At 30.1% G+C, this 23961-nt stretch carries 28 protein-coding genes; 14 read left to right on the forward strand and 14 right to left on the reverse strand.

The genetic code is table 11. The annotated features are described in order from the left end of the window. The first annotated feature begins 14 nt into the window (after positions 1–14). The 6 genes from L8X24_RS03100 to mnmA are packed head-to-tail and all read left to right on the forward strand — an operon-like array spanning position 15 to position 4575. Positions 15–371, forward strand: a complete 357-nt coding sequence (locus L8X24_RS03100) for a hypothetical protein (protein ID WP_039617428.1) — start codon at positions 15–17, stop codon at positions 369–371. Further along, positions 358–1044, forward strand: a complete 687-nt coding sequence (locus L8X24_RS03105) for an RNA polymerase sigma factor FliA (protein ID WP_039627867.1) — start codon at positions 358–360, stop codon at positions 1042–1044. Before L8X24_RS03100 ends, L8X24_RS03105 begins: the two co-directional genes overlap by 14 nt. Beyond that, positions 1044–2135, forward strand: a complete 1092-nt coding sequence (gene fliM, locus L8X24_RS03110; RefSeq protein WP_039667962.1) for a flagellar motor switch protein FliM — start codon at positions 1044–1046, stop codon at positions 2133–2135. The genes L8X24_RS03105 and fliM overlap by 1 nt, the downstream gene beginning before the upstream one ends. Then, positions 2125–2964 (forward strand): flagellar motor switch protein FliY, encoded by an 840-nt coding sequence (fliY, locus tag L8X24_RS03115; protein ID WP_214099022.1) that lies wholly within the window; start codon positions 2125–2127, stop codon positions 2962–2964. The genes fliM and fliY overlap by 11 nt, the downstream gene beginning before the upstream one ends. Then, positions 2961–3596 (forward strand): TIGR00730 family Rossman fold protein, encoded by a 636-nt coding sequence (locus L8X24_RS03120; RefSeq protein ID WP_263663584.1) that lies wholly within the window; start codon positions 2961–2963, stop codon positions 3594–3596. The genes fliY and L8X24_RS03120 overlap by 4 nt, the downstream gene beginning before the upstream one ends. Next, positions 3559–4575, forward strand: a complete 1017-nt coding sequence (gene mnmA, locus L8X24_RS03125) for a tRNA 2-thiouridine(34) synthase MnmA (protein WP_263663585.1) — start codon at positions 3559–3561, stop codon at positions 4573–4575. The genes L8X24_RS03120 and mnmA overlap by 38 nt, the downstream gene beginning before the upstream one ends. A gap of 36 nt (positions 4576–4611) precedes the next feature. Here the strand turns inward: mnmA and L8X24_RS03130 are convergent, their stop codons facing one another. Beyond that, on the reverse strand, positions 4612–4863 hold the full coding sequence (locus L8X24_RS03130; RefSeq protein ID WP_039640720.1) for a helix-turn-helix domain-containing protein: 252 nt from the start codon (positions 4861–4863) through the stop codon (positions 4612–4614). A gap of 34 nt (positions 4864–4897) precedes the next feature. Here L8X24_RS03130 and bamE point away from each other — a divergent pair, with 34 nt between their 5' ends. The 3 genes from bamE to L8X24_RS03145 all read left to right on the forward strand — a co-directional run bounded on the left by bamE (position 4898) and on the right by L8X24_RS03145 (position 6297). Further along, positions 4898–5287, forward strand: a complete 390-nt coding sequence (bamE, locus tag L8X24_RS03135) for an outer membrane protein assembly factor BamE (RefSeq protein WP_263663586.1) — start codon at positions 4898–4900, stop codon at positions 5285–5287. A 9-nt stretch (positions 5288–5296) separates the two neighbouring features. Beyond that, positions 5297–5830, forward strand: a complete 534-nt coding sequence (locus tag L8X24_RS03140) for a hypothetical protein (RefSeq protein WP_263663587.1) — start codon at positions 5297–5299, stop codon at positions 5828–5830. Between the two features lie 293 nt (positions 5831–6123). Continuing rightward, entirely contained in the window at positions 6124–6297 is a 174-nt protein-coding gene (locus L8X24_RS03145) for a hypothetical protein (protein ID WP_263663588.1), read from the forward strand. A 483-nt stretch (positions 6298–6780) separates the two neighbouring features. On the opposite strand, the gene L8X24_RS03150 is transcribed toward L8X24_RS03145, so the two are convergent. Genes L8X24_RS03150 through L8X24_RS03165 form a run of 4 tightly spaced genes read right to left on the reverse strand, consistent with a single transcriptional unit; the run spans position 6781 to position 10400 of the window. Beyond that, on the reverse strand, positions 6781–7272 hold the full coding sequence (locus tag L8X24_RS03150) for a phosphatidylglycerophosphatase A (protein WP_263663589.1): 492 nt from the start codon (positions 7270–7272) through the stop codon (positions 6781–6783). 2 nt (positions 7273–7274) lie between these two features. Beyond that, positions 7275–8435 (reverse strand): sulfate adenylyltransferase, encoded by a 1161-nt coding sequence (locus tag L8X24_RS03155; protein ID WP_263663590.1) that lies wholly within the window; start codon positions 8433–8435, stop codon positions 7275–7277. Next, positions 8413–9288, reverse strand: a complete 876-nt coding sequence (locus L8X24_RS03160; RefSeq protein WP_039667971.1) for a response regulator transcription factor — start codon at positions 9286–9288, stop codon at positions 8413–8415. The genes L8X24_RS03155 and L8X24_RS03160 overlap by 23 nt, the downstream gene beginning before the upstream one ends. After that, entirely contained in the window at positions 9285–10400 is a 1116-nt protein-coding gene (locus L8X24_RS03165) for a bifunctional 2-C-methyl-D-erythritol 4-phosphate cytidylyltransferase/2-C-methyl-D-erythritol 2,4-cyclodiphosphate synthase (protein WP_263663591.1), read from the reverse strand. Before L8X24_RS03165 ends, L8X24_RS03160 begins: the two co-directional genes overlap by 4 nt. A 107-nt stretch (positions 10401–10507) precedes the next feature. Here L8X24_RS03165 and L8X24_RS03170 point away from each other — a divergent pair, with 107 nt between their 5' ends. Both L8X24_RS03170 and L8X24_RS03175 read left to right on the forward strand, forming a co-directional pair. Continuing rightward, the gene (locus L8X24_RS03170; protein WP_263663592.1) at positions 10508–11611 is read left to right on the forward strand and encodes an Mrp/NBP35 family ATP-binding protein; all 1104 of its coding nucleotides are present in this window, start codon (positions 10508–10510) and stop codon (positions 11609–11611) included. A gap of 9 nt (positions 11612–11620) precedes the next feature. Then, entirely contained in the window at positions 11621–12784 is a 1164-nt protein-coding gene (locus tag L8X24_RS03175; RefSeq protein ID WP_263663593.1) for a 2,3,4,5-tetrahydropyridine-2,6-carboxylate N-succinyltransferase, read from the forward strand. Here L8X24_RS03175 and L8X24_RS03180 read toward each other — a convergent pair. The 4 genes from L8X24_RS03180 to galU all read right to left on the reverse strand — a co-directional run bounded on the left by L8X24_RS03180 (position 12765) and on the right by galU (position 16307). Continuing rightward, the gene (locus L8X24_RS03180) at positions 12765–13676 is read right to left on the reverse strand and encodes an Mbeg1-like protein (RefSeq protein ID WP_263663594.1); all 912 of its coding nucleotides are present in this window, start codon (positions 13674–13676) and stop codon (positions 12765–12767) included. The two genes, L8X24_RS03175 and L8X24_RS03180, sit on opposite strands and share 20 nt — an antisense overlap. A gap of 9 nt (positions 13677–13685) precedes the next feature. Then, positions 13686–14135, reverse strand: coding sequence for a Dps family protein (locus tag L8X24_RS03185; protein WP_039667974.1), 450 nt, complete (start codon positions 14133–14135; stop codon positions 13686–13688). Positions 14136–14263: 128 nt separating this feature from the next. After that, positions 14264–15487 carry a glucose-6-phosphate isomerase gene (locus L8X24_RS03190; RefSeq protein WP_263663653.1) on the reverse strand — a complete coding sequence of 408 codons (1224 nt, stop codon included), beginning with the start codon at positions 15485–15487 and terminating at the stop codon, positions 14264–14266. Continuing rightward, positions 15477–16307, reverse strand: a complete 831-nt coding sequence (gene galU / locus L8X24_RS03195; RefSeq protein ID WP_039625295.1) for a UTP--glucose-1-phosphate uridylyltransferase GalU — start codon at positions 16305–16307, stop codon at positions 15477–15479. The genes L8X24_RS03190 and galU overlap by 11 nt, the downstream gene beginning before the upstream one ends. A gap of 74 nt (positions 16308–16381) precedes the next feature. Between galU and L8X24_RS03200 the strand changes: the two genes are divergently transcribed. Continuing rightward, the gene (locus L8X24_RS03200) at positions 16382–16963 is read left to right on the forward strand and encodes an IMPACT family protein (protein WP_263663600.1); all 582 of its coding nucleotides are present in this window, start codon (positions 16382–16384) and stop codon (positions 16961–16963) included. 19 nt (positions 16964–16982) lie between these two features. Here L8X24_RS03200 and L8X24_RS03205 read toward each other — a convergent pair whose 3' ends face one another. From L8X24_RS03205 to L8X24_RS03215, 3 genes are read right to left on the reverse strand one after another with little or no spacing between them, the layout of a single operon-like run. Further along, entirely contained in the window at positions 16983–17315 is a 333-nt protein-coding gene (locus L8X24_RS03205) for a hypothetical protein (RefSeq protein WP_039617460.1), read from the reverse strand. Between the two features lie 50 nt (positions 17316–17365). Continuing rightward, on the reverse strand, positions 17366–17698 hold the full coding sequence (locus L8X24_RS03210; RefSeq protein ID WP_039617462.1) for a hypothetical protein: 333 nt from the start codon (positions 17696–17698) through the stop codon (positions 17366–17368). Further along, positions 17695–19269: an ABC-F family ATP-binding cassette domain-containing protein gene (locus L8X24_RS03215; protein ID WP_047207957.1), complete on the reverse strand. Its 1575-nt coding sequence runs from the start codon at positions 19267–19269 to the stop codon at positions 17695–17697. The genes L8X24_RS03210 and L8X24_RS03215 overlap by 4 nt, the downstream gene beginning before the upstream one ends. Positions 19270–19322: 53 nt before the next feature. Between L8X24_RS03215 and L8X24_RS03220 the strand changes: the two genes are divergently transcribed. Beyond that, a complete protein-coding gene (locus L8X24_RS03220; protein WP_263663604.1) occupies positions 19323–20327 on the forward strand; it encodes a GGDEF domain-containing protein in 1005 nt (334 codons plus the stop codon). Between the two features lies 1 nt (position 20328). Then, the gene (locus L8X24_RS03225; protein ID WP_263663605.1) at positions 20329–21696 is read left to right on the forward strand and encodes a phosphomannomutase/phosphoglucomutase; all 1368 of its coding nucleotides are present in this window, start codon (positions 20329–20331) and stop codon (positions 21694–21696) included. Here L8X24_RS03225 and tilS read toward each other — a convergent pair. Next, positions 21677–22639 (reverse strand): tRNA lysidine(34) synthetase TilS, encoded by a 963-nt coding sequence (gene tilS / locus L8X24_RS03230; protein WP_263663607.1) that lies wholly within the window; start codon positions 22637–22639, stop codon positions 21677–21679. The genes L8X24_RS03225 and tilS overlap by 20 nt on opposite strands. Continuing rightward, positions 22629–23945, reverse strand: a complete 1317-nt coding sequence (gene rimO, locus L8X24_RS03235) for a 30S ribosomal protein S12 methylthiotransferase RimO (protein ID WP_263663608.1) — start codon at positions 23943–23945, stop codon at positions 22629–22631. Before rimO ends, tilS begins: the two co-directional genes overlap by 11 nt. Positions 23946–23961: the final 16 nt, after the last annotated feature.

A 23961-nucleotide genomic window follows, 5' to 3' on the forward strand; every position in this document is an offset into this window, starting at 1 on the left:
ATTGAGGGAAAAAGATGAGACCAGAGAATTTTGTTGCTTTTTTTACTGTTTGTGGTTTTTTTATAGGATTAATGTTTACCATAGTTAATATAGAAGATGCAGTAGAGATAGTTGTATATACTTGTTTGATTACTTTTGTATTTTATGTTTTAATCCATATAGTAATTATGATTTTTGTAGATGTTAATAAAATTAGCGGTAGAAGCTTTAATAAAGAAAAATATGAAAATGAAAATAATAGTTTTATAGCAGAATTAGCCGCAAGAGAAAAGAAAATGGATTACTTGCTTGAAAAACTTCAAGAAGAGCGTGAAGACCTTAAAAAACTTGAAAGCTCTTCAAAAAGAAAAGTAAAACATGCAGCCGCATAATGCCTATGCTTCTACGCTAAAAAAAGAACAAGATGACTTAGTCATCTCTTATATGCCAGCATTAAGAGCTATGGCTTTTAGACTTAAAGAGCGTTTGCCTGCAAGTATTGATGTAAATGATTTAATCAGTATCGGTGTAGAGGAAATGATCAAACTCTCACGCCGTTATGATAAAGAACAAAATGATAATTTTTGGGGTTTTGCAAGAAAAAGAGTTAATGGAGCTATGCTGGATTATCTAAGAAGCCTTGATGTAATGAGTAGAAGCAATAGAAAAATCATCAAAGATATTGATGCTATCATAGATGAGTTTTATCAAGAAAATGAAAAAGAGCCTGATGATGAATATTTAGCACAAAGACTAAATTTAGAAGTAGAAAAGGTAAAAGAAGCAAGAGCGGCTCATGCTATATCGCTTGTTATGCCTTTGGATGAACAGCTAAATTGCTTTAATGATAGTAATATTATAGAACAAATAGAAAAAGAAGAATTAATCGAAAAAATCAATGCAGTTTTAGAAGAATTCAAAGAAAGAGAAAAGCTTGTAATACAGCTTTATTATTATGAAGAATTAAATTTAAAAGAAATCGCAGAGATTTTAGAGATTAGCGAGTCAAGAATTTCACAAATTCATAAGCGTTTGCTTAAGAAGATTCGAGAAAGGCTAGTTTAATGGCTGAGATACTTTCCCAAGAAGAAATTGATGCTCTTTTAGAAGTTGTTGATGATGATAGTGATGAAAGTGCAGCTTCTTCGAAATTAGAAGAGCTAGAAGATAAAAGAGATATAGTAGTATATGATTTTAAGCGTCCAAACAGGGTTTCTAAAGAACAACTTCGTTCTATTAAAGGGATTCATGATAAATTAGCAAGAAATCTTGCTTCGCAAATTTCATCTATGATGAGAAGTATAGTTGAGATTAAACTTCACTCGGTGGATCAAATGACTTATGGTGAGTTTTTAATGTCTTTGCCTTCGCCAACAAGCTTTAATGTTTTTTCAATTAAACCTTTAGATGGAAACTGCGTTTTAGAGATTAATCCAAGCATTGCTTTTCCTATGATAGATAGACTTTTAGGTGGTCAAGGAGAGAGTTTTGACACCTTAAGAGAACTTACAGAAATCGAGCTTAATTTGCTTGATTCTATTTTGCGTATTATTATGCAAAGGCTTAAAGAAAGTTGGATGAATGTTACTGAAATTTATCCAAGTGTTGAAGCAAAAGAATCAAGCCCAAATGTTGTGCAAATTGTTTCTCAAAATGAAATTGTTATCATGGTGGTAATGGAAATTATCATCGGAAATTCAAGTGGTATGGTTAATATTTGCTATCCGGTTGTGCATTTGGAAAGTATTTTGAGTCGTTTGGCAAATCGTGATATTATGATGGGTGAAACTTCGGCTAAAAAATCAAGAAATAAAGAACTTAAAACCTTGATCGGTCGTGCTGAGGTAATTTATGAAGCTATGCTTGGTAAGACTTTTATCAATGTAAATGAATTTTTAGATTTAAAACAAGGAGATATTTTAAAGCTTGATAGAAGTGCAGATGATAAAGCTATAGTAGCTATTGATAAAAAAGAAGTATTTTTAGCTCAAGTGGGGCTTCATAGATTTAGAAAGTCAATTAAAATCTTAGAACTTATCAAAACTGATAAAGATGAGATTAAAGAAATGCTTGAAAAATATGAAGATGAAAGAAGAGCAAAAGCAAATTCGTATGATGATAATGAAGAACTAGAAGAGGAAGACGATGATCAATGATTTTTTAGGCATATTCGTCAATGAATGTGTAAGTACAATAGAAGGTTTAACAGGAAAAAGTGCTGAATTTAGTGAGTATTATGAGTATGATGTAAATTCTCAAGATTCTATGACTCCACCATTAGTTAGTGCTACTTTTAGCGTTAATAATGAAATGAAAATTAAAATCCTAGCCAGTGCAGTTTTAATGAGTGCAATTGGTGAGTGGATGATGGGAGAAGAAGAAATCTCCAAAAACAGTGAGCTTAATGAAGATGAAATGGACGCTGCTAAAGAAGCTATACAAAATATCATCTCAGCATTTTCTACAACCTTAGGCGCGCAAAAAGAAATTCCAAAAATGGAGTTTAGTCTAGAAAATTGTGAATTTGTTGCAGATAGCTTAGAACTTGGTGGTTTTCATAAACTATATTTATACAATGTAAAAATAGCTGATTTAGAAGAAAAAATTTCTTTGGTTTTTGATGAAAAAATTTATAAGATTTTAACCAAAACTGACTTAGAAGAAATCGTAGCAACAAATGAAGATCATGCACAAGATCATAAAGCCTTAGCTAATGTAGAAGAGCTAAGAAATATCGGTTTGATCATGGATGTGCGTTTGCCTATAAGAGTGCGTATAGGTAGTAAAAAAATGCTTTTAAAAGATGTTTTAACCATGGATATAGGTTCGGTTATCGAGCTTGATCAATTAGCAAACGATCCTTTAGAAATTTTAATAGGTGATAAAAAAATCGCTTATGGGGAAGTAGTTATCGTAGATGGAAACTTTGGAGTGCAAATTACTGAGATAGGCTCTAAAAAAGAAAGATTAGAACAACTAAGATGAAAGAATGTATTATTGAGGACGTTGCTCATCTTAAAGAATTAGAAAAAATTCAAAAAGGCATAACTTTTTTTGGTTCTGCACGCTTAAAAGAAGATAATGAGTATTGTATTTTGGCTTCAAAATTAGCCCAAAAGTTAGCAGATCTTGGTTATAGTATCATCAGTGGTGGTGGCGGTGGTATTATGCAAGCTGCAAATTATGGGGCTATGCAAAGTCAAACTTTACACTTAAAATCTTTTGGATTTAATATACATTTACCATTTGAGCAAAAAGCAAATGACTTTTTAGAGTATAATATCACTTTTAAGAGCTTAGCCATTCGCAAAATGGCTCTTATTCAAAAGAGTCTAGCTTTTGTGATTTTCCCAGGCGGCTTTGGAACATTAGATGAATTTTTTGAAATTCTTACTCTTAAACAACTTAGTTTTAAAAAAGATGTTCCTATTATTTTAGTTGGGCAAAAATTTTGGCAACCTCTTGATGAATTTATCAAAACTTCTTTACTAGGACTTGGAACTATATCTAAAAATGATGAGTTAAAGTATAGTATAAGTGATGATTTGGATGAAATTATAAGAATGATAAAGGAAAAAGATGAAAATTCTTGTTGCAATGAGTGGGGGTGTAGATAGTACTGTAACTGCTTATAAGTTAAAACAAGCAGGACATGAGATTATAGGTTGTTATATGAAGCTTCATGGAAAAGCTAATTATCATGAAGAAAATATACAAAAAGTTGAAAAAGTTGCTAAATTTTTAGATATCAAATATCATATTTTAGACTTACAAGAAGATTTTAAAAATCAAGTTTATATGCCTTTTGTTAATACCTACAAAGAAGGAAAGACGCCAAATCCTTGTGCTTTGTGTAATCGCTTTATCAAGCTCGGCAAGCTTTTAGAATTTGCTAAGAGTTTGGGTTGTGAGAAATTAGCCACAGGTCATTATGCAAGGATAGAAAATGGTTTGATTAAAACCGCGGTTGATGAGAGTAAGGATCAAAGCTATTTTCTAGCAAATGCAGATAAAGAGGCTTTAGGGTATTTGATTTTCCCTCTTGGAGAGATGAAAAAAGAAGATGTGAAAAAATTTGCTTCAACCATTGATGTTTTAAAATCTTTTGCAATGCAAAAGGAAAGTTCTGAGATTTGTTTTGTGGAAAATACTTATGTGCAAGTTTTAGATCAGTTTATGGATACTAAAATTCCAGGTATTGTAAGAGATAGTAGTGGAAAAGAAGTAGGAAAACACGAAGGTTATATGCACTATACCATAGGTAAAAGAAGAGGTTTTGAGGTACGCGGGGCTCATGAGCCACATTTTGTATTAAAAATTGATCCTAAAAAAAATGAAATCATAGTAGGTAAAAAAGAAGAACTTAAGATAAGTGAATTTAATCTTGATAATATTAATTTGTTTATCGATGCCAAAGAGTTAGATTGTGAAGTAAAAATACGCTATAGATCAAGATCGACCCCATGTAAAGTTTTAATTAATGAAGATAAAAGCGCAAAAATCATCTTACAAGAGCCTGTTTATGGACTTGCTAGCGGACAAATGGCAGTATTTTACGATAAAGATTTAGTACTTGCTAGTGGATTTATAAATTAACGCTAAAGGGTTGTGCTCCTTTTGGCGTTGCGGTATTTATTCTAATAAATCTTTTAGTGGAATTTCTAAACTTTTAGAAATTTTATATAAGTGTTCCAAATTAAAATGTTTACCATATCGATTACATTCGCAATTTGAATAAAACGCAACGGATTTTATACCTATATCTAATGCTAACTCAAGCTGAGAAATTCCTTTTTTCTCTCTAAAATTTCTTATATTTGATGATACTTTTTTATAAAAATTTAAAATTTCTTCTTCGCTAGAATTACTAAAGTCCTCTTCCATTTTTTATCCTATAGGATAAATTAAAGGAGATTTAATGCGTAAAGTTTCATTTCTTTTCGTTATTGCTTTATCATTCACTGCATGTAATAAAACTTTATATAATCCGCAAGTAGATGAAAAAATAACGGTAGCAAAAGCTCAAAAAGATATAAAAATTGGTATGAGCTCATCTGAAATCATAGAAATAATGGGATCTCCAAATATTATATCAACTGATGAGCAAAGAAGAGAAGTTTGGGTATATGATAAGATTAGTACCCAAAGAGCTTATCAAAATTCATCTGGCGGTATAAGTATTATTTTGGATGGAGTTGCTGGAAATAGTGGTAGTAACGTTAGTACGCAACGAACTTTAACTGTTATTATAAAATTTGATAATAACCAAAAAGTTAGAGATGTGGCATACCACACTTCAAGTTTTTAAGGTATAAATATGAAGTTTATAATACCTATTTTTTTACTTATTTTTAGCGGTTGTGCAACAACCAGTGTTAAAGAGATGATGAAGATTGAAACATCTACAGCACAAGAAAGGCAATTGCAGACTAAAAGTTTTAATACTGTTGATACAAGTAAAATTTTATCATCTAGTATTGCAACATTGCAAGATCTTGGATTTAATATAGATGAAATTAATAGAGATTTTGGAATAGTAAGTGCATCTAAAACAAGAGATGCTAGAGAAGTTTCTACTCAAGCTGGGATTGTTGTCTTGGCGCTTTTATCTCCGGGTGCAGCTATGGCTGCTTCAAAACAGTCAGATCATACGCAAGAAATTAAGGCAAGCGTAGTTATCTCTACAAATAATAAAATCAAAAAGACTTTTGTAAGGTTTACAATGCAAAGAATTGTAAGAAATCAAGAGGGCTCTGTTAATGAAGTTGGAAGTATAAGAGAACCAGAAATTTACCAACAATTTTATGAAAAATTATCAAAATCAGTGTTTTTGGAGGCAAATGAACTATGAAAAAAATATTATTATTTATAATGGCTTTGTATTTTGTTGGGTGTGGTACGAATTCTAGACAAATGGTTATTGAAAATACTCAGCAGCTTCAAGTTAGAACATATCAAACAAATGGTTATTGAAAATACTCAGCAGCTTCAAGTTAGAACATATCAAACAAAAGAATATGATTATCCTAAAAAAATGTTGCAAAAGCTGGTGTTTCTGCATTACAAGATCTTGGTTTTGTAATTGATAAAGCGGATTTGCAAACAGGAGCAGTTACTGCAACGAAATTATCAAAAGGTGCAACAATGTGTATAACATTGGTTGTAAGAGAAAAAGGAGATAAAAAATCAACTATTAGAGTTAATGCTCAATATGGATCTAATATGCAAGTTCCAACTCTGGTAGAAGATCCAGAAATTTATCATTCGTTTTTTCAAGTGCTAGATAAGGCAATATTCTTTGAAAAAGAGAATATATAGAAAATAGACTAATCTTAATTTTTTTTAAGATTGGTTTTAATAATAAAAAAATAATTAATAAAATCACACAAAGACATTATATTATAGTATTTTGAAATTCTAAGGATTAAAATGCAACTTATTGGTTTGATTGGTATAATATTAATTATGATTTTTATCATATTACTGGTTAAATTTTAGGAAATTTGGGCTGTAATTATAGGTATTATTGTTGTTATGGGTGTAATTGGTTTAATTTATGAGCATAAAGATGAAATCGGAGAGATTATCTTTAAATTACTTGTTTGGGGTGTAATACTTGGATTAATATTTGGTTTGTTGGTGTCGTTAAATAAGTCAACTTTTGCATTCAAATACCAAATTATATTGTATTAAAACTATTCTTTAAATAATAAGTGAAATTTAACTATTTTTATTATTGCTTTTTTATGTTTTAACAGTGGCTTGATAGTTTTTTGGATGATATTGTAATGGTATTTAATTCTATAATATCTCCATAATACTTATATCAAACCACAAAAGATCAAATTTAAGTAAAATTCCATAAATCACAGCACTAAATAATCCTGCGAAAATTCCTGCTAAAACATCATCTAGCATTACACCCAAACCGCCTTTGGTTTTTTTGTCAATTTTACCTATGATAGAAGGTTTTGTGATATCAAAAAATCTAAATAAAACAAAAGAAAGCAAAAAAGTAAAAACACTTTGTCCACAAATTGCCAAAGCTAAAAACACTCCTACAACTTCATCTATTACAATATGCTTATCATCATGTATACCTGTTTGTTTTTCGTATTGATCGATGATTTTTATAGAGATTAAAAAAAGTAAAATTGCAAGCAAGATTAAAGTTCCTATACCCAAATATCTTAAAATAAAAAAAGCAGGAATTAGCGCTGCTATTGTGCCAAAAGTTCCTGGAGCTTTATTAACACTACCTGAATAAAAAAAAGTTAAAAATAATTTTTGCATGATTACACCATATATGACATTTGATGGAGTTTTATAAGTTGCTCATAAAATTCTTTATCGCCTCTATATTCTAAAATACCATGCGTAGGGAAAAGATTGCTATAAATATTTTGTTTATTATGGAAACGATTTGGAAAAAGCTCTGATAAAATCAAAGCAGAAATTTCTCTTCTTATAAAAACTGCTGGTGGAATGATACCAAGTCTGAGTAAATTTTTTAAAGAATCACCATGATATTTCATATGATGATGAGCTCCATGTGGGCATGATTTGGTGCTTACTATCATTTTACACTCATCACAAAATACAAATTCAGGAAGTATAGTTACTTCTATATTGTAATCTTTTGCAAAATCATCAAGTACAGTAAAGGCTCTGTTTTGATTAAAATACATTCCAAGCCCTGCGTGATTTTGTCCTACAAACAGTTTATTACAATCAAAACTTTTAGCCAAAGCACACTCAAGCACCGGATTTAAATGCGAGGCAAAAATTTTGATATTATGTAAAGGTATAAGCAAAACTCTAGAAGATGGTAAATAATTTTGCGCAAAAACATCAAAGCAACGCTTTTTAAGTTTTAGACTTAAACCATTACTTTCATAAGATTCTATAAGGAAAATAATTACTAGATCAGATTGCTCTATAGCCCATCTTAAAATTCTTTCATGCGCTCTATGAAAAGGATCAAAGCTTGAAACAATAGCAGTGATATTAGAAGGGTTTAATCTTTTTTTGATTTTTTCAAAATCTTCTTTTATAGCCTTGATACGATTGTGATAAATTTCAAATTCACCACTAATGCAAATTTCTCCAAAATCATCAATCAAGCATGTATTAGGTGTAAAAATATCATTAATGTTTTTATCGTTTTTAAATTTACTTTCTAAGATGATGTGGCCTACTATTTGATCATTACATACAAAATCTATTTTGTCTTTAACTTTGGCATTTTCTATGATTTTTTTGTTTTCATTGTGTGGAGCAAAAGTTAAGGCGTAGGGAAATTTATATCCGTTTATTGCTTCATTTTTTAAAAATTCATCTCTTTCTTGTTCGTTCATCAATTTTGTAAAAGAACCAAAAATTCCTTCTTTAATGAAACATAAAACTTCGTATTCTTCTTCTGAGATTATAATGCTATTTTTTCTTTGTAATGCCATATTTTTTCCTTTTTTCCCATAAAGATTTTCTTGAAATTCCTAATTTTTTGGATAAATCCGTATCAGGAAAGATATTTTGATAACTAATGATAATATGCTTAACATAATCATCAATGGTTAAAATTCCATTACTTTCAAAACTTTTTTCATCTTCACCTAGCTCTAAAATTTGAAAATTGCTATGCTCAATATTCGTACTTGTATGTATAATAACAGCCTTTTTTAAAGCAAGGTTTAGCACCTTTTCTTTTTCTAAAGGTTTTAGGGTTTGAAAATTAACCAAATAATACAAAGAATTGTCTTTGAAAATTTTATCTAAATTTTGCTGGTGTGAAAGATCTATATAAACATTTGCGATGTTGTGTTCATTAGTATAATTAAATACAAAATGATCAGCAAAAATTTGATTATTAGTTTTTAAAATCAAAGGTAATTTGAATTTTTTATAATCAAAAGTTGGTAGTTTTGCTGTTTCAAATTTATGTTTTAAATATGCTTGATAGGTGCTATTTAGCATGGTGATTTTTTTAAATTCTTGAAAATGCTTAATCTTGCGCATTAATTCTTCTATCATGAAAGGTTTTTGTATGTAATCACTAGCGCCAGATTTTAAAGGAGCTAAAACAGTATCTGAACTTATGTAAGATATGAGTAAAATAATGATTTTATGCTTAAAAATTTCTATAATATGTTCAAAATTAGCCATACTAGTAGAAAGCAAAATGATTTCATAATCATGATGAGTCAGCTCATTAACATTTGCGATAATATCACAATCATAACCTATAGAATTAAGCTTTGATCCTATGCTTTGGGCTAAATAAAATTCATTTTCTACTATTAAAACTTTCATAATTTCATCCAATCAAAATATTTTAAATTTACACTTGCTAAAACAGCAATCCCTTCTTTCCTTCCTACAAAACCTAGATGTTCTGTAGTGGTAGCTTTGATATTGATTTTATTTGGTGTGGTTTTTAATGTTTTAGCGATATTAAAAGCAATAGCTTCTTTAAAATCTTTCATTTTAGGTGTTTGGGCTATGATGGTAATATCAGCATTTACAAGCTCAAAACCATAATTTTGCACTAAAGTATAAGCACTTTGTAATAAAAGCATAGAATCAGCGTTTTTATACTGCATATCATTATCTGGGAAAAGTTCACCAATATCTCCAAGCCCTGCTGCGCCCAAAAGCGCATCAATTAGCGCATGAGCTAGTACATCTCCATCAGAATGAGCTTTTAAACCCATATTTTCATGTACTTTTACTCCACCCAAAAGCAAGGCTCTTTGCTCTCCAAATTCATGCACATCAAAGCCATTTCCATTAAAAATATCCCAAGACGGTTTTGGTAAATTTAAGCTTTTTAAATCTTCTTTAAAGGTAATTTTTTTAGCTAACTCATCACCTTGTACATACCAAATTTTACCACCAATGGCTTGTATAGCTGTACTATCATCGGTGAAGTTTGAGCTTTGTTCTAAAGCTTTTTTTAGCATACTTGTGCGCGAAAGTTGAGGGGTTTGTATGAGTTTGATTTTGTCTCTATCAATAGCTTCTTGAGCATAAATTGTAGTATCGCTTACTTTTAAAACAGGTGTAATACAATCAGCTTTGTCATGATTTTCTATGATATTGTTAAAAAGATTTTTAGAAATCAAAACCCTTGCAACATCACTAACTAAAACATATTCACTCTCAACCATACTTAAAGCATTGAGTAAAGATTGTGCTCTAGTTGTACCACCTTGGACAAATTTATATTCAGGGGCAAATTTTTTCATATAAGAAATATTACCAGAAGTAACAACTATTTGTTTAAAAGGATAAAAAGAACTTAAATTTTTAGTAGCATAAAGCCATAAGGGTTGTTCGCCTAGTCGTAAAAACTGCTTTTTTACCGGAGCATTAAATCTTGATGATTCTCCCGCAGATAGCATAATCAAGGAAATATCTAACATTTGTTACACCTTAATTTCTTATTAATGTTACGATATTATACACCATAAAAGCCAAAATTTATATTTATGTTAGTAGAATTAATCATTTTAAATAACAAGGAGAAAAATTGAAGGAAAAAATTGAAGAAAGACTAAAACAAGTTATATATCCAGGCTTTAAAAAAGATATAGTTAGTTTTGGTTTTGTAAAAAAAATTGAAGCAAATGAAAATCAAGCTCATATAGTAGTTGAAATCGTTTCAGCTAATGCTCAAATCGCACAAGAGCTTAGACTAAATATTGCAAATGCTTTAAAAGATTTAAATTTAGAGCTTAATTTAGAAATCATTCAACCAAAAATTCCTGAAGAAAAAAGCAATTCAAGAAGTGGTAAAAATATCGCTCCACAAATTAAAAATTTCCTTATGATTTCAAGTGGTAAAGGTGGGGTAGGTAAAAGTACTACAACTTTAAATTTAGCGATTTCTTTAGCTAAAATGGGCAAAAGAGTAGGGCTTTTAGATGCGGATATTTATGGGCCAAATATACCAAGAATGTTAGGTGAGAGTAAAAGCAAGCCTGAAATTGTAGGTCAAAAAATTCGTCCTATTTTATCTCATGGGGTTTATATGATGAGTATGGGTGTGCTAATAGAAGAAGGTAAAGGTTTGATGTGGCGTGGTTCTATGATTATGAAAGCAATTGAGCAACTTTTAGCTGATGTGCTTTGGCCTGAACTTGATGTATTATTGCTTGATATGCCTCCAGGAACTGGTGATGCGCAAATTACCCTAGCTCAAAGTGTGCCAGTGAGTGCAGGTGTGTGTGTAAGTACTCCTCAAGTGGTGTCTTTAGATGATAGCAAAAGAGCGCTTGATATGTTTGAAAAATTACACATTCCTGTTGCAGGTATTATAGAAAATATGAGTGGCTTTTTATGTCCTGATAATGGCAAAGAATATGATATCTTTGGTAAAGGCACCACAGAAGAAATGGCAAAAGCTTATAAATGTGAAGTTTTGGCTCAAATTCCTATCGAAATGAGTGTAAGAGAAGGTGGAGATAGTGGTAAGCCTGTAAGTTTTTATATGCCTGAGAGTGTAAGTTCAAAAAGATATTTACAAGCTGCTGAAAAAATTTGGGAATTTATAGAAAAGGTTAATCAAGAAGGTAAAGTAGATAATTCAGCTATTCAACCTGTAATGAATGGCAAAAGTGCGTGCTCGCAATAAGGAGAAAATATGCCAATAGAAAGTAAAGAAGAATTTTTAAATTTAATCAAGCAAATCGAACAAAGGATTAATTATAAAAAACCTAAAGCTTTTGCTATAGCAAGACTTGATCTAAGTCAAGTTGATCCTAATAAAAAACTTCAAGCCAATTTTGGTGTGATTAATTTTGAGCAAAATTATGCTGCTGCAGCTGTTATGTTTGAAGCTTTTTTTAGAAGAGGGGTTGATGTTGATTTTAATGAAAGTGAGTTTGCGGCTACTTTAATTAAAGAAGATTTAGATTTTGCACTTGAATGTTTTGCGCCATTTTTGCAAGAGCAAGGCCATAAAAATATAGAAGCAATCAAAGCAGCAAAAGAAAATTTTAGAGAAAATGCTTTTTCTTTTGTTTGTATTTTTGAAGATGAGGCACCAAAAAGTTTAGAAAGTGTGTATTTAAAACTTTATTTGCTTTCCAATAAAAAAGTACCTTTGAGAAGTTTAAATTTAACAGGCGCTTTTGGGATTTTACCAAATGTTGCATGGAGCGATAATAAGCCTATTGATTTGGACTTTTTAAGAGAAAATGAGATTGATTTAAAAATGAGTGGAAGGTATCCAAGGGTTGATTATGTAGATAAATTTCCAAGATTTTTAGCTCATGTTATTCCTGAGGATAATACTAGAATTTTAGAAAGTTCTAAAGTGAGAATGGGGGCGGTTTTAGCTGCAGGTACTACTATAATGCCAGGGGCTGCTTATGTGAATTTTAATGCAGGTACAACTGGAGCTTGTATGGTAGAAGGACGTATTAGTTCTTCAGCTGTTGTGGGTGAAGGTAGCGATGTAGGAGGTGGTGCTTCTATACTTGGTGTTTTAAGTGGTACAAGTGGTAATGCTATTAGCATCGGTAAAGCTTGTCTTTTGGGTGCAAATTCAGTTACTGGAATTCCTTTAGGGGATAATTGTATCGTTGATGCGGGTATTGCTGTTTTAGAAGGGACTAAATTTGCTTTAAAAAATAAAGAAGAACTTCAAAAAATCAATCCTGATTTTAAATTTGATAAAGATATATATAAAGGTTTAGAATTAGCAGGATTAAATGGCTTACATTTTAGACAAGATTCTCAAAGTGGAGTGATGATAGCAGCTTTTAATAAAAAGGCTGTAAAACTTAATGAAGATTTGCATTAATTCTTAGCCCTTGTGGGTTAAGAATTTTAAATAATTCATGTAGTTTATAAATACACACGCTAGGATGATGTTTAATGCTTCCTGTGTGTAGTAAAATTTCCTTGCTATCTTTCTTATAAAGCTTTTGTACAAAATTAAAATTCCACCATTTGTAAGTTTTGAAACTTAAATTATGGGTGGTATTTATATGAAAATTTATATAAGAAAGATTTTGAAAGTTTTGGTTTAAACCAGGTGCTTGAAAGGCATAGACTTCTTTTGCTGCGCTAGGAAAGGTTCTTGTAAAAGCTTGAGCTAGATATCCTCCTAAAGAATGCCCTATGATGATGAGATTTTTATCAATGGTGTATTTTTGCTTGAGTTGATTATAAAAATACTGCATGGATTGAATTTGACCTTTTGGAGTTTTGTTAAGTAAAATCAAAAAATCACTATAAAAATCTTTAAAATCAAAACACAAAGGATTTAAATCGCTCCCTGCAAAGGCTAAAATATAGTTTTTTCTTTTTTTATCATAAATAAAACTAGCTCTAAAACCCATTTTAGATTGAGGGTGTGCTTCGTTGATGTGCTCAAGTATTTCATAATTTTTTATAAATTTTAAAGCTAAAAATGCATTGTTTAAACCGCCTACGGGGATTTTTTCTTTTTTATAAGAAGGATTAGTTAAAGCTTTTATAATGGCTTTGTGTTTTTGCAAACCTTCTTTTTTTATGCTTTGATTTAAATATGCATTAGCACAATAAGCTACCAAACTATAATCATATAATTTTTGTAATAAATCGATATTTTTTTCAAAATGAGTACGAAGTTTTAATAAGAGTAGTTTTTTTTGGGAAGTTAAATTTGTTTTTTGACTTAAAGCAATAAAGCTTTGCAAGTCAAAAAACATTATAAATTCTTACATAGAGCAAGTATTTTGGATAGTTGAATTAAGCATCCAAAGAACTTTTTCATATTTTGCAATATTTTCTTGAGCAAATGCTGCTGTTGTAGTATCGCTTGCTTTTTCAGCTTCTTCATTTAGCTTTTTAAATTCAGCCAAAAGATACTTATAATCTTCTCTAATAAGTTCTAAAACTTCTACTGGAGTAAAGCAATCTTTTTGAGCCTTAGGTGCTTTTGCATTTTCTAGTAATGTTTTTGAGCAAACGATAGCTTTTTCTCCTAGTTGCAAAGCTCTCTCAGCGCAATCATCAAAAAGTTCTGCCATTTCTTCATAAGCTTTTTCTGTATATTCATGAATTGAGAAAAACTGTAAACCTTTTACATTCCAGTGATAATTATGAAATTTAATCCATAAACTATGAGCATCCGCTTGTAATTGTAATAATTGTTTTGTTACTGACATGTTATCTCCTTTTTTATTTTTAAAATTATAACATAAAATTCTTAAATAATAATAATTATTATCTAATAAATTTTAATGTTAGTAATTATTATATTTTCATTATACTCTTTTTTTACAATAAAGCAAATTTATTTACTTAACATATTTTTGAGTATTAACTTTCCTACCTCTACACCAGGTTGATCATAAGTATTAATTCCAAGCATAATGCCACATGCAGAAGTAAATAACTCATAATAATACATCAAATACCCACAATGATAAGCATCTAATTTTTCAAGTTCTATTACATCAACACTTAAATTTTCAGCAATTAACGCATGCATGGTTGCATCACATTGGGCATTTAAAAGATCATGTAAATTAACCTCATTAGTAAAATCACAATTTTGTAAATGATTAAAGCTTATATTTGGGATACTAGGAGATTTTTGACTATCTTTGATTTTTAAAAAAGTAACAGTTTTATCTTTGGGTCCATCCATGATAAGTTGTAAAAAGCTATGCTGATCTCTAGCGCCAATTAAAGCAATAGGAGTTAAACCTATGCGTTTAAAGCCTTGTTTTTTACCTAGACTTTCAGCAATTAGTTGAATATACCATTCATTAAAACCTTTAAAAGCATCTCCATAAGAAAAAAGCACATTAATATGCGCACTTTTATGCGTGCAATAATGATAAGCCTTTTGCAAAATTTGATCACATTTTTTCTCAAAAAAATCCACATAACAAGCTTTTGCACCTTCTAATAAGGCTTTAGTATCATATCCGCAAAAGCTCAAAGGAACAATACCAATAGCAGATAAAACACTAAATCTTCCTCCGACATTTTTAGGTATAAAAAAGCATTTTATGTTTAATTCTTCTCCTAGTTTGTGAAGTTTTGACTCAAAATCAGTAATAAACACAAAGTTTTCGTGTAAATTTTCATTTTTAAAATCAAAATGTGCAATGATGAGTTTAAATAAAGAAATCACCTCTATAGTTGTACCTGATTTACTTGCTATGATGAAAAGTGTTTTTTGAGGATTTATTTTTTGCATAGTTTGGGTAAAAGTATGTGAGGAGGTATTGTCAATAATAAAAAGTTTTTTTTCTTCGATTTGATCAAATAAAAGCTCTTTTAAAGCTTTAACCCCACAACTTGATCCACCCATACCTACTAAAACAATATTTTCCATATGAGTTTTAGTAGCGATAAATTCTTTACTTTCTTTGATTAAATCAAAGCTTGTATCTACTAAGTGATAATACCCTATATCGCCACTTTCTAGCTCATCATTCATTCTATTTGCATAAGCGGTGATTTTTTTAAAATCTTGGGTTTTAAAAAATAAAGTATTATTTAGCATTTTTACTTTTCTCATAAAAATAATTTGTCGCTTCCACAAAGCCTTCTACGCTTCCACAATCAAATCTTTTTCCTTTAAATTTATAAGCTAAAACCATATTATTGGTTGCTTGTGAAAGTAAGGCATCAGTTAGTTGAATTTCTCCATTTTTACCTGCTTTGGTATTTTCTAAAATGCCAAAAATATCAGGCGTTAAAATGTATCTTCCTATGATGGCTAAGTTACTTGGAGCATCTTTTGGATCAGGTTTTTCTATCATAGAATTTACCATGATTAAATCCTCCTCCACAGCATTTCCAGCTATAACCCCATAGTTTGAGACTTGATCAGCTTCAACCTCCATCACAGCTATAACAGAGCAGCGGTATTTTTCATAAATTTTTACCATTTGAGCTAGGACATTTACCCCATCTTCATTTACGCATAAATCATCTGCTAAAATTACCCCAAAAGCTTCATCTTGCACTAAAGGCTTTGCTTTTAAAACCGCATCTCCTAAGCCTCTCATTTCATTTTGTCTTGTAAAAGTAAAAGTGCAGCGATCTATGAGTGTTCTTATTTCACTTAAAAGATATTCTTTTTTAGTGCCTGCAATTTGGTGTTCAAGTTCATAAGAAATATCAAAATAATCTTCCAAAGCTCTTTTTCCACGCCCTGTAACAAAGCCCATAGTTTCCATACCAGCTTCTAAAGCTTCATCCACACCATAGTGAATTAAAGGTTTAGTTAGTATAGGTAACATTTCTTTAGGTAGGGTTTTTGTAGCAGGTAAAAATCTAGTACCATAACCTGCTGCAGGAAAAATACAAGTTTGAAGCATAGTTTATCCTTAAATTTTTATAAGTTGTTTTGATTATAATTTTATTTAAATATTATAGCTAAATTAAGGAAAATATGAAAACCATTGATCAAATTTATCAAGCAAAAATAGAAATCAAAAAATCAACTTTTTTGTCTTTTTTATGTCCTTTTGAAGATTTTCAAACTTTAATGCAAAAACTAAGAAACGAGCATTTAAAAGCCGTGCATTTTGTATATGCTTATAGGTATTTGAATGAATTTGATCAAATCATAGAAGATAAAAGCGATGATGGTGAGCCAAAAGGAACTTCTGCAATGCCTTGTTTGAATGTCTTAAGAGGGGCTTTGCTTGTTAATTGCGCGGTGATTGTGGTGCGTTATTTTGGAGGGATTAAACTTGGTACAGGCGGCCTTGTAAGAGCTTATAGTGAAGCTACAAATGAAGCTATTTTAAATGCAACACTTTTAGAATTTGAAGCTAAAAATATTTTAATTTTAAACATTCCTTTTCATCTTTATGCAAGATTTGAGCATTTTTTAAATAAAAATAACATTTCATACGAAAAAAAATTTCAAGAAAATGTTGAATTGATTTTAAGCGTTAATGCAAAAGAAGAAGAGGAATTTAAAAAATTTGCAAAAGAGTTTGAATTCAGTGGGCTTATTTGGAAGTAAGCGTTTGCTTACTTCATTTTTATAAAGAACTTAAAAGATCTTTTACCATATCTTTTTGTGGCTCTTGTTTTTCTTCTATATTAGCTTGCATAGGAGTTTCGTTTTGTCCTCTAAAACGATAATTATAAATATTTGACATATTTGAGCTAAAAATTCCTGTGCTAAATTGATCTTGACTCATAGCTTTTGAAAAAAGCTCATCAAGTTTTATACTTTGCTCGTTTAAATTTTCACTATTGTTTTGACTAAGTAAAGACATAAAGTCTTCATTAGCTCCTTGAGTGCTTTTATAAGCACTACTTTGACCATACCCATACTCTTTAACCGATAAATTATCATGGTTAACTTGCATGCTTTCTCCTTTCAAAATATTACAAGGAAAAAACAAGCAAAAATCATTCCTTAATCGCCATGAGTTGGGTAGTATTCAGCTTCTATTTCATTGTTTTTAATAAACTCTTCTCTAGCTTTATTACAGCGCTCATCCCTTAGTTTTCTATAAGCATTTCTACTTTCTAATTCTTGAGAAGTTAAAGGGCGATCTTCTAAAAATGAAATGTGAAAATAAGTATCATCTTCTTTGCTGAATTTTTCATAAAATTCAACATAGTCAAAATAATCTTTTTCGCTTTGAAAATCAATACTTTCTTCTACATAAATAGTTGGGCCAAAACCTCTGTGATTTTGAGTAAAATGTCCAAAACCAGCTGCATATTTTATCTTAAACGAATTCATTCTAAACCTCCTAAAAATTCGTCATAACTTCCTTTAAAGTCTGTTAATTTTCCATCTTCTAAAAACCATATACGATTAGCAAAAGCGCTAATTAGCTCTCTATCGTGGCTTATACATATCACACAACCTTTGAAATTATACAAGGCTTCACCTAATGCAATGATACTTTCAAGATCTAAATGATTATCCGGTTCATCTAAAAGTAAGAAATTTCCACGTTCTAACATTAATTTTGAAAGCATTAAGCGGTGTTTTTCACCTCCACTTAAACTAGAAGCCATTTTTTCTTGATCGCTTCCGCTAAAGAGCATTCTACCAAGACATTTGCGAATTTCATCCAAATCTTTGAATTTTTCACTCATTAGCCATTCATAAAGTTTCAAATCTTCATTAATTAAATTCGTTGTATCTTGTGAAAAATATCCCATTTCTATGGTGGCACCAAGGTGAATATGACCACTATCAGGTTCTAATTTTGATGCGATGATTTTAGCTAAAGTGCTTTTTCCAACACCATTTGCGCCAATTAAGGCTATTTTATCACCTTTTTCTAATTTTAATTCTAAATTTTCAAATAAAGTTTTATCATAAGCCTTGCTAATACCTTTTAATTCTAAAACTTCATTTCCTATTTCTCTATTTGTTCTAAAAACTATGCTAGGATCACGTCTACTTGAAGTTTTAATCTCTTCAAGTTCAAGTTTTTCTAAAGCTTTAGCCCTACTTGTAGCTTGTTTGGCTTTTGAAGCATTAGCGCTAAAACGGCGTATGAAATTTTCTAATTCTTCTCTTTCTTTTAAAGTTTTATCGCGTTTGAGTTCAGCTTGTTTAGCAAGTAAGGTTGAAGCCATATACCAATCATCATAATTTCCAGCAAAATCGCGTATTTGTTTAAAATCCACATCTAAAATTCTTGTACAAACTTTATTTAGAAAATGTCTATCATGACTAATTACTACTAAAGTTCCCTCATGTCTTAAAAGCTCATTTTCAAGCCAAGAAATAGCTTCTAAATCAAGGTTGTTTGTAGGTTCATCTAAAAATAATACATCAGCACCTAAAAATAATACTTGTGCTAATAAAACTTTAAATTTATCCGCACTTTGCAAAGTACTCATGAGAGCATTAAAATCTTTTATATTTAAAGAACTAAGAATTTTTTCACATCTAAGCTCACAATCATAGTTTGGATCTTCTTCTGCTGTTATGATTTCAAGTTCGCTTAATCTATCATTGATTTCATCGGTAAATTCTTCACTCATATAAAGTTTTTCTTTTTCTTTTAGCGCATCATATAATCTTTTATTTGCACACATTACCGCATCTTTTATAGTGTAGTTTTCAAAAGCAAATTGATCTTGTCCTAACACTGCGATTTTTAAATTTGGATCTATACAAATTTCTCCACTGCTTGATTCTATTTCGCCTGAGAGAATTTTTAAAAAAGTTGATTTTCCTGCACCATTTGCGCCTATAAGTCCATATCTTTCACCACGGTTTAATTTTAAATTTACATCTTCAAATAAAAGCTGATTTGCAAAACGCATAGTGAGATTTTTTACTTCTACCATTAATATCCTTAAAATATTTTTGCTATAATTTTAACAAAAAAAGGTTTATTATTTTGGATTTTTCGTATTTATTGTTAAAAACATTGCCTAGTATGACTTTGGTTTTTAATATCTTAGCTTTATTTTTAGCTTATTTTTTTAAGCAAAATAAGATTTTTTTCTTGCTTTTGTTGATTTTATGTGCTAGGGCTTTATCTTTAGTAGCAAGTGAGTATCAAGCGCATTTGTTTATCTCGGTATTTTTACCTTTTTCTTTTGTGCTTTTTGTATTTTTACAAGATAGTAAACTTGTTTTTGAAAGAATTAATCTCATTAAATTTGTGTATTTAGCCTTTATGGGTTTTGTAGCGTTAATACTTAGCACAAGTACTAATTTTAATGCAAGCATTACAAGTGAGATTTTTGGTCTCTCAACGCAATTTTTTAAACCTATTAGTGAGTTAAGTTTTTGTGTGTTTTGGGCGGGAATGATATTTTTATTATTTTCGTATTTTAAAAACAATGATTTTCATTTTTTGCTAGCTTATATGGGCTTGAATGTGCAGTTTTTATTTTATAATAGTGTTGATTTGGGTTATTATGAATTTGCTTCTTTGGTGTTGATAGGATTTTTAGCGTATAAAGCTTATAAAATAGCCTTTTTTGACACTTTAACCAATTTGCCAAATTTAAAAGCCTTAAGAAGATATGCTCAAGGGCTTGAAAATTTTCATTTAGCCTTGATTGAAGTAAAAAATATCAATGAAATTTATCATCAAAAAGGCTCAAAAATGGGCGAGTTTATAATGCATGAATTTGCTAGGATTTTAAAAAAAGCTTTACACGCTAGGGTTTTTAAAGATGATAAGGATTATTTTATTATTGTATTTGAAAATGAAAATATAGCCTTTGTGCAAAGCAAGCTTCAAATGCTTGAAAATTTTATGCAAAAATATAGTTTTGAATTGAAAGAGCAAAATGCAAAATTAGAAATTAGACTTTGTTTATCAAACAAAAATGAAAACATAGAAGAAAGTTTAAAACAAGCAAAATTAGAACTTAGAAAACAAAAGGATTAAAATGTTAGATTTGATTTTTAGAGAGTATGACATAAGAGGGCTTTACCCAAGTGAGTTAAATGAAAAAAGTGTAAAAGCCATAGGCTATGCCTTGGGTTTAGAAATGAAATCAAGAGGTTGTGAGAAAGTAAGCGTAGGCTATGATGCAAGATATAGTGCAAATGAACTTTTTAACTATTTAATCAGCGGTTTAAATAAAGCTAATATGCAAGTTTTCAATATAGGTTTAGCACCAACTCCTATGGGTTATTTTAGTTTATTTTTTGATGAAATTTTCGATGCAAATATCATGATAACAGGTTCGCACAATCCAAAAGAATACAATGGCTTTAAAATCACGATTAACAAAGAAAGTTTTTTTGGTGCTGATTTGAAAAAGCTTTCTTTAAAAGTGCAAGAGTATTTAGAACTTGAAATCAATGATGATTTAAGATATGAAAATTATGATGTTAAAAGCTTATATATAGACTTTTTAGCTAAGCATTTTTCACATCTTAAGGGTTATAAAGAAAAAATCATCATTGATTGTGCAAATGGAGCTACTGGAGTGATTATAAAACCTTTGGTGGAAAAATTAAATCTTAATGCACAAATTTTATTTGAAAATCCTGATGGAAATTTCCCAAATCACGCGCCCGATCCAACAGAGCTTGAAAATTTACACGCATTGCAAGTTGCGTTAAAAGAAAATGAAAATGCAAAAATGGGCTTTGCTTTTGATGGAGATGGGGATCGTTTAGTAGTCGCAAGTAAAGATTATGTATTTAAGGGTGATGAGCTTTGCTATTTATTTGCTAAAAATATAAAAAATCCTAGAGTTTTAGGTGAAGTAAAATGTTCTAAAAATCTTTTCGATGAGGTAGCTAAATTTGGTTTTATCATGATGGGTAAGACTGGGCATTCTAACATTAAAAAAATGATGAAAGAGCAAAATATCGACATAGCAGCAGAGCTTAGTGGGCATATTTTCTTTAAAGATAGATATTTTGGTTATGATGATGGAATTTATGCATTTTTAAGAACTTTAGAGCTTTTAGTAAATGGTTTTGATATAGAAAAATTAGTTAAAGAATTGCCAAAACTTTATGCAAGTGAAGAGATTAAGCTTAAGGTTAGTGAGGAAAATAAATTTCAAATCATAGAAAAATTTAAAGAAAAAGTAAAAGCAAACGCTTTTGAAAATGTGCTTGATTGTAATGAAATTGACGGAGTTAGAACCACCTTTAAAGAAGGGTGGGCGCTTTTGCGTGCTTCTAATACAAGTCCATATCTTATCATGCGCACCGAAGCTACAAGCGCTGAATTTAAAGACTTTTTAGAAGCAAGAGTAAAAGAACTTTTTGAAGAAATCATAAAAGAGCTTGCATAAGCTCTTTTACATCAATATTTTTTGTGTATAAATATGCTCTTAAGAGTTTAGGGATTTTTGCTTTTCTATAAATTTCTTTAAATTCTTTTGGCATTTTCTCACAACTTATAAAAGGAAAAATCAAAACTTTTTCTTGTATATAAACAATGCCTATTTTATGTGAAATCACTCCATTACCTTTCAATGCTTCTTGTCTTTGTTTGGCGCTTAAAAGCACTCCAAGCTTTTTAAAACATTTTGCGATTAAACTTTCATCTTTATGAGTGATGTAAATATTTTTAAATTCACAAATATTTTCTTCTTTTAAGTCTTTTTCTAGGTATTTAAAGCTTTTTTTTACTCCATTTGGATAAAGCTTTAAAAACTCATTAGCAAAATTTTTGCGTATGAAATTTCTAAAATATTTTTCATCATCATTACTCTCATCATGAAAATAAGTGATATTGTTGTCTTTTAGGTAGTTTGAAATTTCTTCTTTTGGAATTTCAAGCAAGGGTCTTATGATGGTAAAATATTTTCTTTTTTCAATATCTTTAAAACCAAGTAATTCTCTAAGCCCTGCACCTTTAGAAAATTGCATTAAAAACCATTCTAGTTTATCATTTAAATGATGAGCTAGTAAAAGATTATCATAAGAGTGATTTTTGCAAAGTTCTTCAAAAAACTCATAACGCAAAGCTCTTGCGCAAGCTTCGAAATTTTTTGTTATCTTGGATGCGGTTTTGATATAAATTTTTTTATGAAAACGCTTGGCTAATTCTTTGGCACTTTGTTCTTCTTTATCACTATTTTTACGAGTTTTATAGTTTATAAAAGCAAGGTCAAAATCTATATTTTTTTCTAAAAGCATGAAAAATAAAGCACTAGAATCACTCCCATGAGAAAATGCTAAAAGATTTTTCCCTTGCTTTAAACGATTTAAATATTTGCTATCAATCATCAAGCTTTCTTAAAGCTTTTGCAATGAGTTTTTTATCTAAGCTCTGTCTGATTTCACACTCATAAAGCTCACCCATTTCTAAATCACCACAATCACTTTCATTGATGAGAATTTCTCCATCAATATTTCTATCCCAATGCAAATCTTTCGCACCGATGAAAAATTCTCCTTCAGAGCTTTGACCTTCACAAAATGCTAAAGTCTTTTTACCAACTTGTTGATTAAAGCTTTTTTCTATGCATTCATCAACAATTTTTTCTATTACTTTTAATCTTGCATTGATGATTTTACTAGGAATTTGTTCCATGTCAAAAGCTGCAGTATCTTCTTCTTTAGAATAAGCAAAAACACTAATTCTATCAAAACCAAATTCTTTTATAAAAGCGCATAATTCTTCAAAATCCTCATCGCTCTCTCCTGGGTGACCCACGATAAAACCTGTGCGTAAAAATGAATTTGGAGCTTGTTTCATTAAATTTAAAAGCTCGATTAATTTAGCTTTATTAGCTCCGCGTTTCATGATTTTAAGCATATTATCGCTGATGTGTTGCAAAGGCATATCAAAATAATTTACAAAAACTTTTGATTGAATGATTTTTTCTATCACTTCTTTACTAATGCTTGTTGGATATAGATATAAAATTCTAGCAGCCTTTACACCTTGGATATTTTCTATAGCCTCAATAAGCTTTAAAAGTCCATCTTTTTGACCTTGATCAAACAAATATGAACTTGTATCTTGAGCGATAAAAGAAAAGTCTTTATAGCCTTTTTTAATAAGCTCTTTTACTTCATTTATAATACTTTCTAAGCTTCTTGATTTAAGTTTGCCTTTAAAACTTGGTATAGCGCAAAATGAACATTTTTGATTGCACCCTTCAGCTATTTTAATAAAAGCGTGATAATTTGATCCTGTGATCACACGATTGGTATTTTTATCTTGCAAGTAAGTAGAATTTGAAAAAAGATTAGTTTTTTTAAGTATCATTTCATCAATCTTTTCATAATCTCCCACACCGGTAAAAAGATCAACTTCAGGTAGTTCTTTCATTAATTCCTCGCGGTAGCGCTGCATTAAACATCCTGTTACAACCAGCAACGAATCCTTTTTTCTTTGCTCGTGTAAATCTAAAATCGCATTTATGCTTTCTTTTTTAGCACTATCTATAAAGCCACAGGTATTTACAATCAAAACATCAGCTATGCTTGGCTCATCGCAAATTTCATAATCACTTAATCTTCCAAGCATGATTTCACTATCAACTAAATTTTTATTACAACCTAAAGACATTAAAAAAAGTTTTGGCATATTTCTCACTTTAAAT

The sequence above is a fragment of the Campylobacter sp. CNRCH_2015_0814 genome (assembly GCF_025772765.1).
Taxonomy (GTDB): domain Bacteria; phylum Campylobacterota; class Campylobacteria; order Campylobacterales; family Campylobacteraceae; genus Campylobacter_D.

Bases quoted from the DNA above. Each gene is read 5' to 3' on its own strand.
- L8X24_RS03190 (WP_263663653.1), bottom strand. From the start codon at position 15,487: ATGCTAAATAATACTTTATTTTTTAAAACCCAAGATTTTAAAAAAATC.
- L8X24_RS03175 (WP_263663593.1), top strand. From the start codon at position 11,621: ATGCCAATAGAAAGTAAAGAAGAATTTTTAAATTTAATCAAGCAAATC.
- L8X24_RS03100 (WP_039617428.1), top strand. From the start codon at position 15: ATGAGACCAGAGAATTTTGTTGCTTTTTTTACTGTTTGTGGTTTTTTT.
- L8X24_RS03155 (WP_263663590.1), bottom strand. From the start codon at position 8,435: ATGGCATTACAAAGAAAAAATAGCATTATAATCTCAGAAGAAGAATAC.
- L8X24_RS03200 (WP_263663600.1), top strand. From the start codon at position 16,382: ATGAAAACCATTGATCAAATTTATCAAGCAAAAATAGAAATCAAAAAA.
- L8X24_RS03120 (WP_263663584.1), top strand. From the start codon at position 2,961: ATGAAAGAATGTATTATTGAGGACGTTGCTCATCTTAAAGAATTAGAA.
- L8X24_RS03225 (WP_263663605.1), top strand. From the start codon at position 20,329: ATGTTAGATTTGATTTTTAGAGAGTATGACATAAGAGGGCTTTACCCA.
- mnmA (WP_263663585.1), top strand. From the start codon at position 3,559: ATGAAAATTCTTGTTGCAATGAGTGGGGGTGTAGATAGTACTGTAACT.
- L8X24_RS03105 (WP_039627867.1), top strand. From the start codon at position 358: ATGCAGCCGCATAATGCCTATGCTTCTACGCTAAAAAAAGAACAAGAT.
- L8X24_RS03130 (WP_039640720.1), bottom strand. From the start codon at position 4,863: ATGGAAGAGGACTTTAGTAATTCTAGCGAAGAAGAAATTTTAAATTTT.
- L8X24_RS03145 (WP_263663588.1), top strand. From the start codon at position 6,124: ATGTGTATAACATTGGTTGTAAGAGAAAAAGGAGATAAAAAATCAACT.
- L8X24_RS03160 (WP_039667971.1), bottom strand. From the start codon at position 9,288: ATGAAAGTTTTAATAGTAGAAAATGAATTTTATTTAGCCCAAAGCATA.
- L8X24_RS03140 (WP_263663587.1), top strand. From the start codon at position 5,297: ATGAAGTTTATAATACCTATTTTTTTACTTATTTTTAGCGGTTGTGCA.
- bamE (WP_263663586.1), top strand. From the start codon at position 4,898: ATGCGTAAAGTTTCATTTCTTTTCGTTATTGCTTTATCATTCACTGCA.
- galU (WP_039625295.1), bottom strand. From the start codon at position 16,307: ATGCTTCAAACTTGTATTTTTCCTGCAGCAGGTTATGGTACTAGATTT.
- L8X24_RS03180 (WP_263663594.1), bottom strand. From the start codon at position 13,676: ATGTTTTTTGACTTGCAAAGCTTTATTGCTTTAAGTCAAAAAACAAAT.
- fliM (WP_039667962.1), top strand. From the start codon at position 1,044: ATGGCTGAGATACTTTCCCAAGAAGAAATTGATGCTCTTTTAGAAGTT.
- L8X24_RS03150 (WP_263663589.1), bottom strand. From the start codon at position 7,272: ATGCAAAAATTATTTTTAACTTTTTTTTATTCAGGTAGTGTTAATAAA.
- L8X24_RS03165 (WP_263663591.1), bottom strand. From the start codon at position 10,400: ATGTTAGATATTTCCTTGATTATGCTATCTGCGGGAGAATCATCAAGA.
- L8X24_RS03205 (WP_039617460.1), bottom strand. From the start codon at position 17,315: ATGCAAGTTAACCATGATAATTTATCGGTTAAAGAGTATGGGTATGGT.
- L8X24_RS03210 (WP_039617462.1), bottom strand. From the start codon at position 17,698: ATGAATTCGTTTAAGATAAAATATGCAGCTGGTTTTGGACATTTTACT.
- fliY (WP_214099022.1), top strand. From the start codon at position 2,125: ATGATCAATGATTTTTTAGGCATATTCGTCAATGAATGTGTAAGTACA.
- L8X24_RS03185 (WP_039667974.1), bottom strand. From the start codon at position 14,135: ATGTCAGTAACAAAACAATTATTACAATTACAAGCGGATGCTCATAGT.
- L8X24_RS03215 (WP_047207957.1), bottom strand. From the start codon at position 19,269: ATGGTAGAAGTAAAAAATCTCACTATGCGTTTTGCAAATCAGCTTTTA.
- rimO (WP_263663608.1), bottom strand. From the start codon at position 23,945: ATGCCAAAACTTTTTTTAATGTCTTTAGGTTGTAATAAAAATTTAGTT.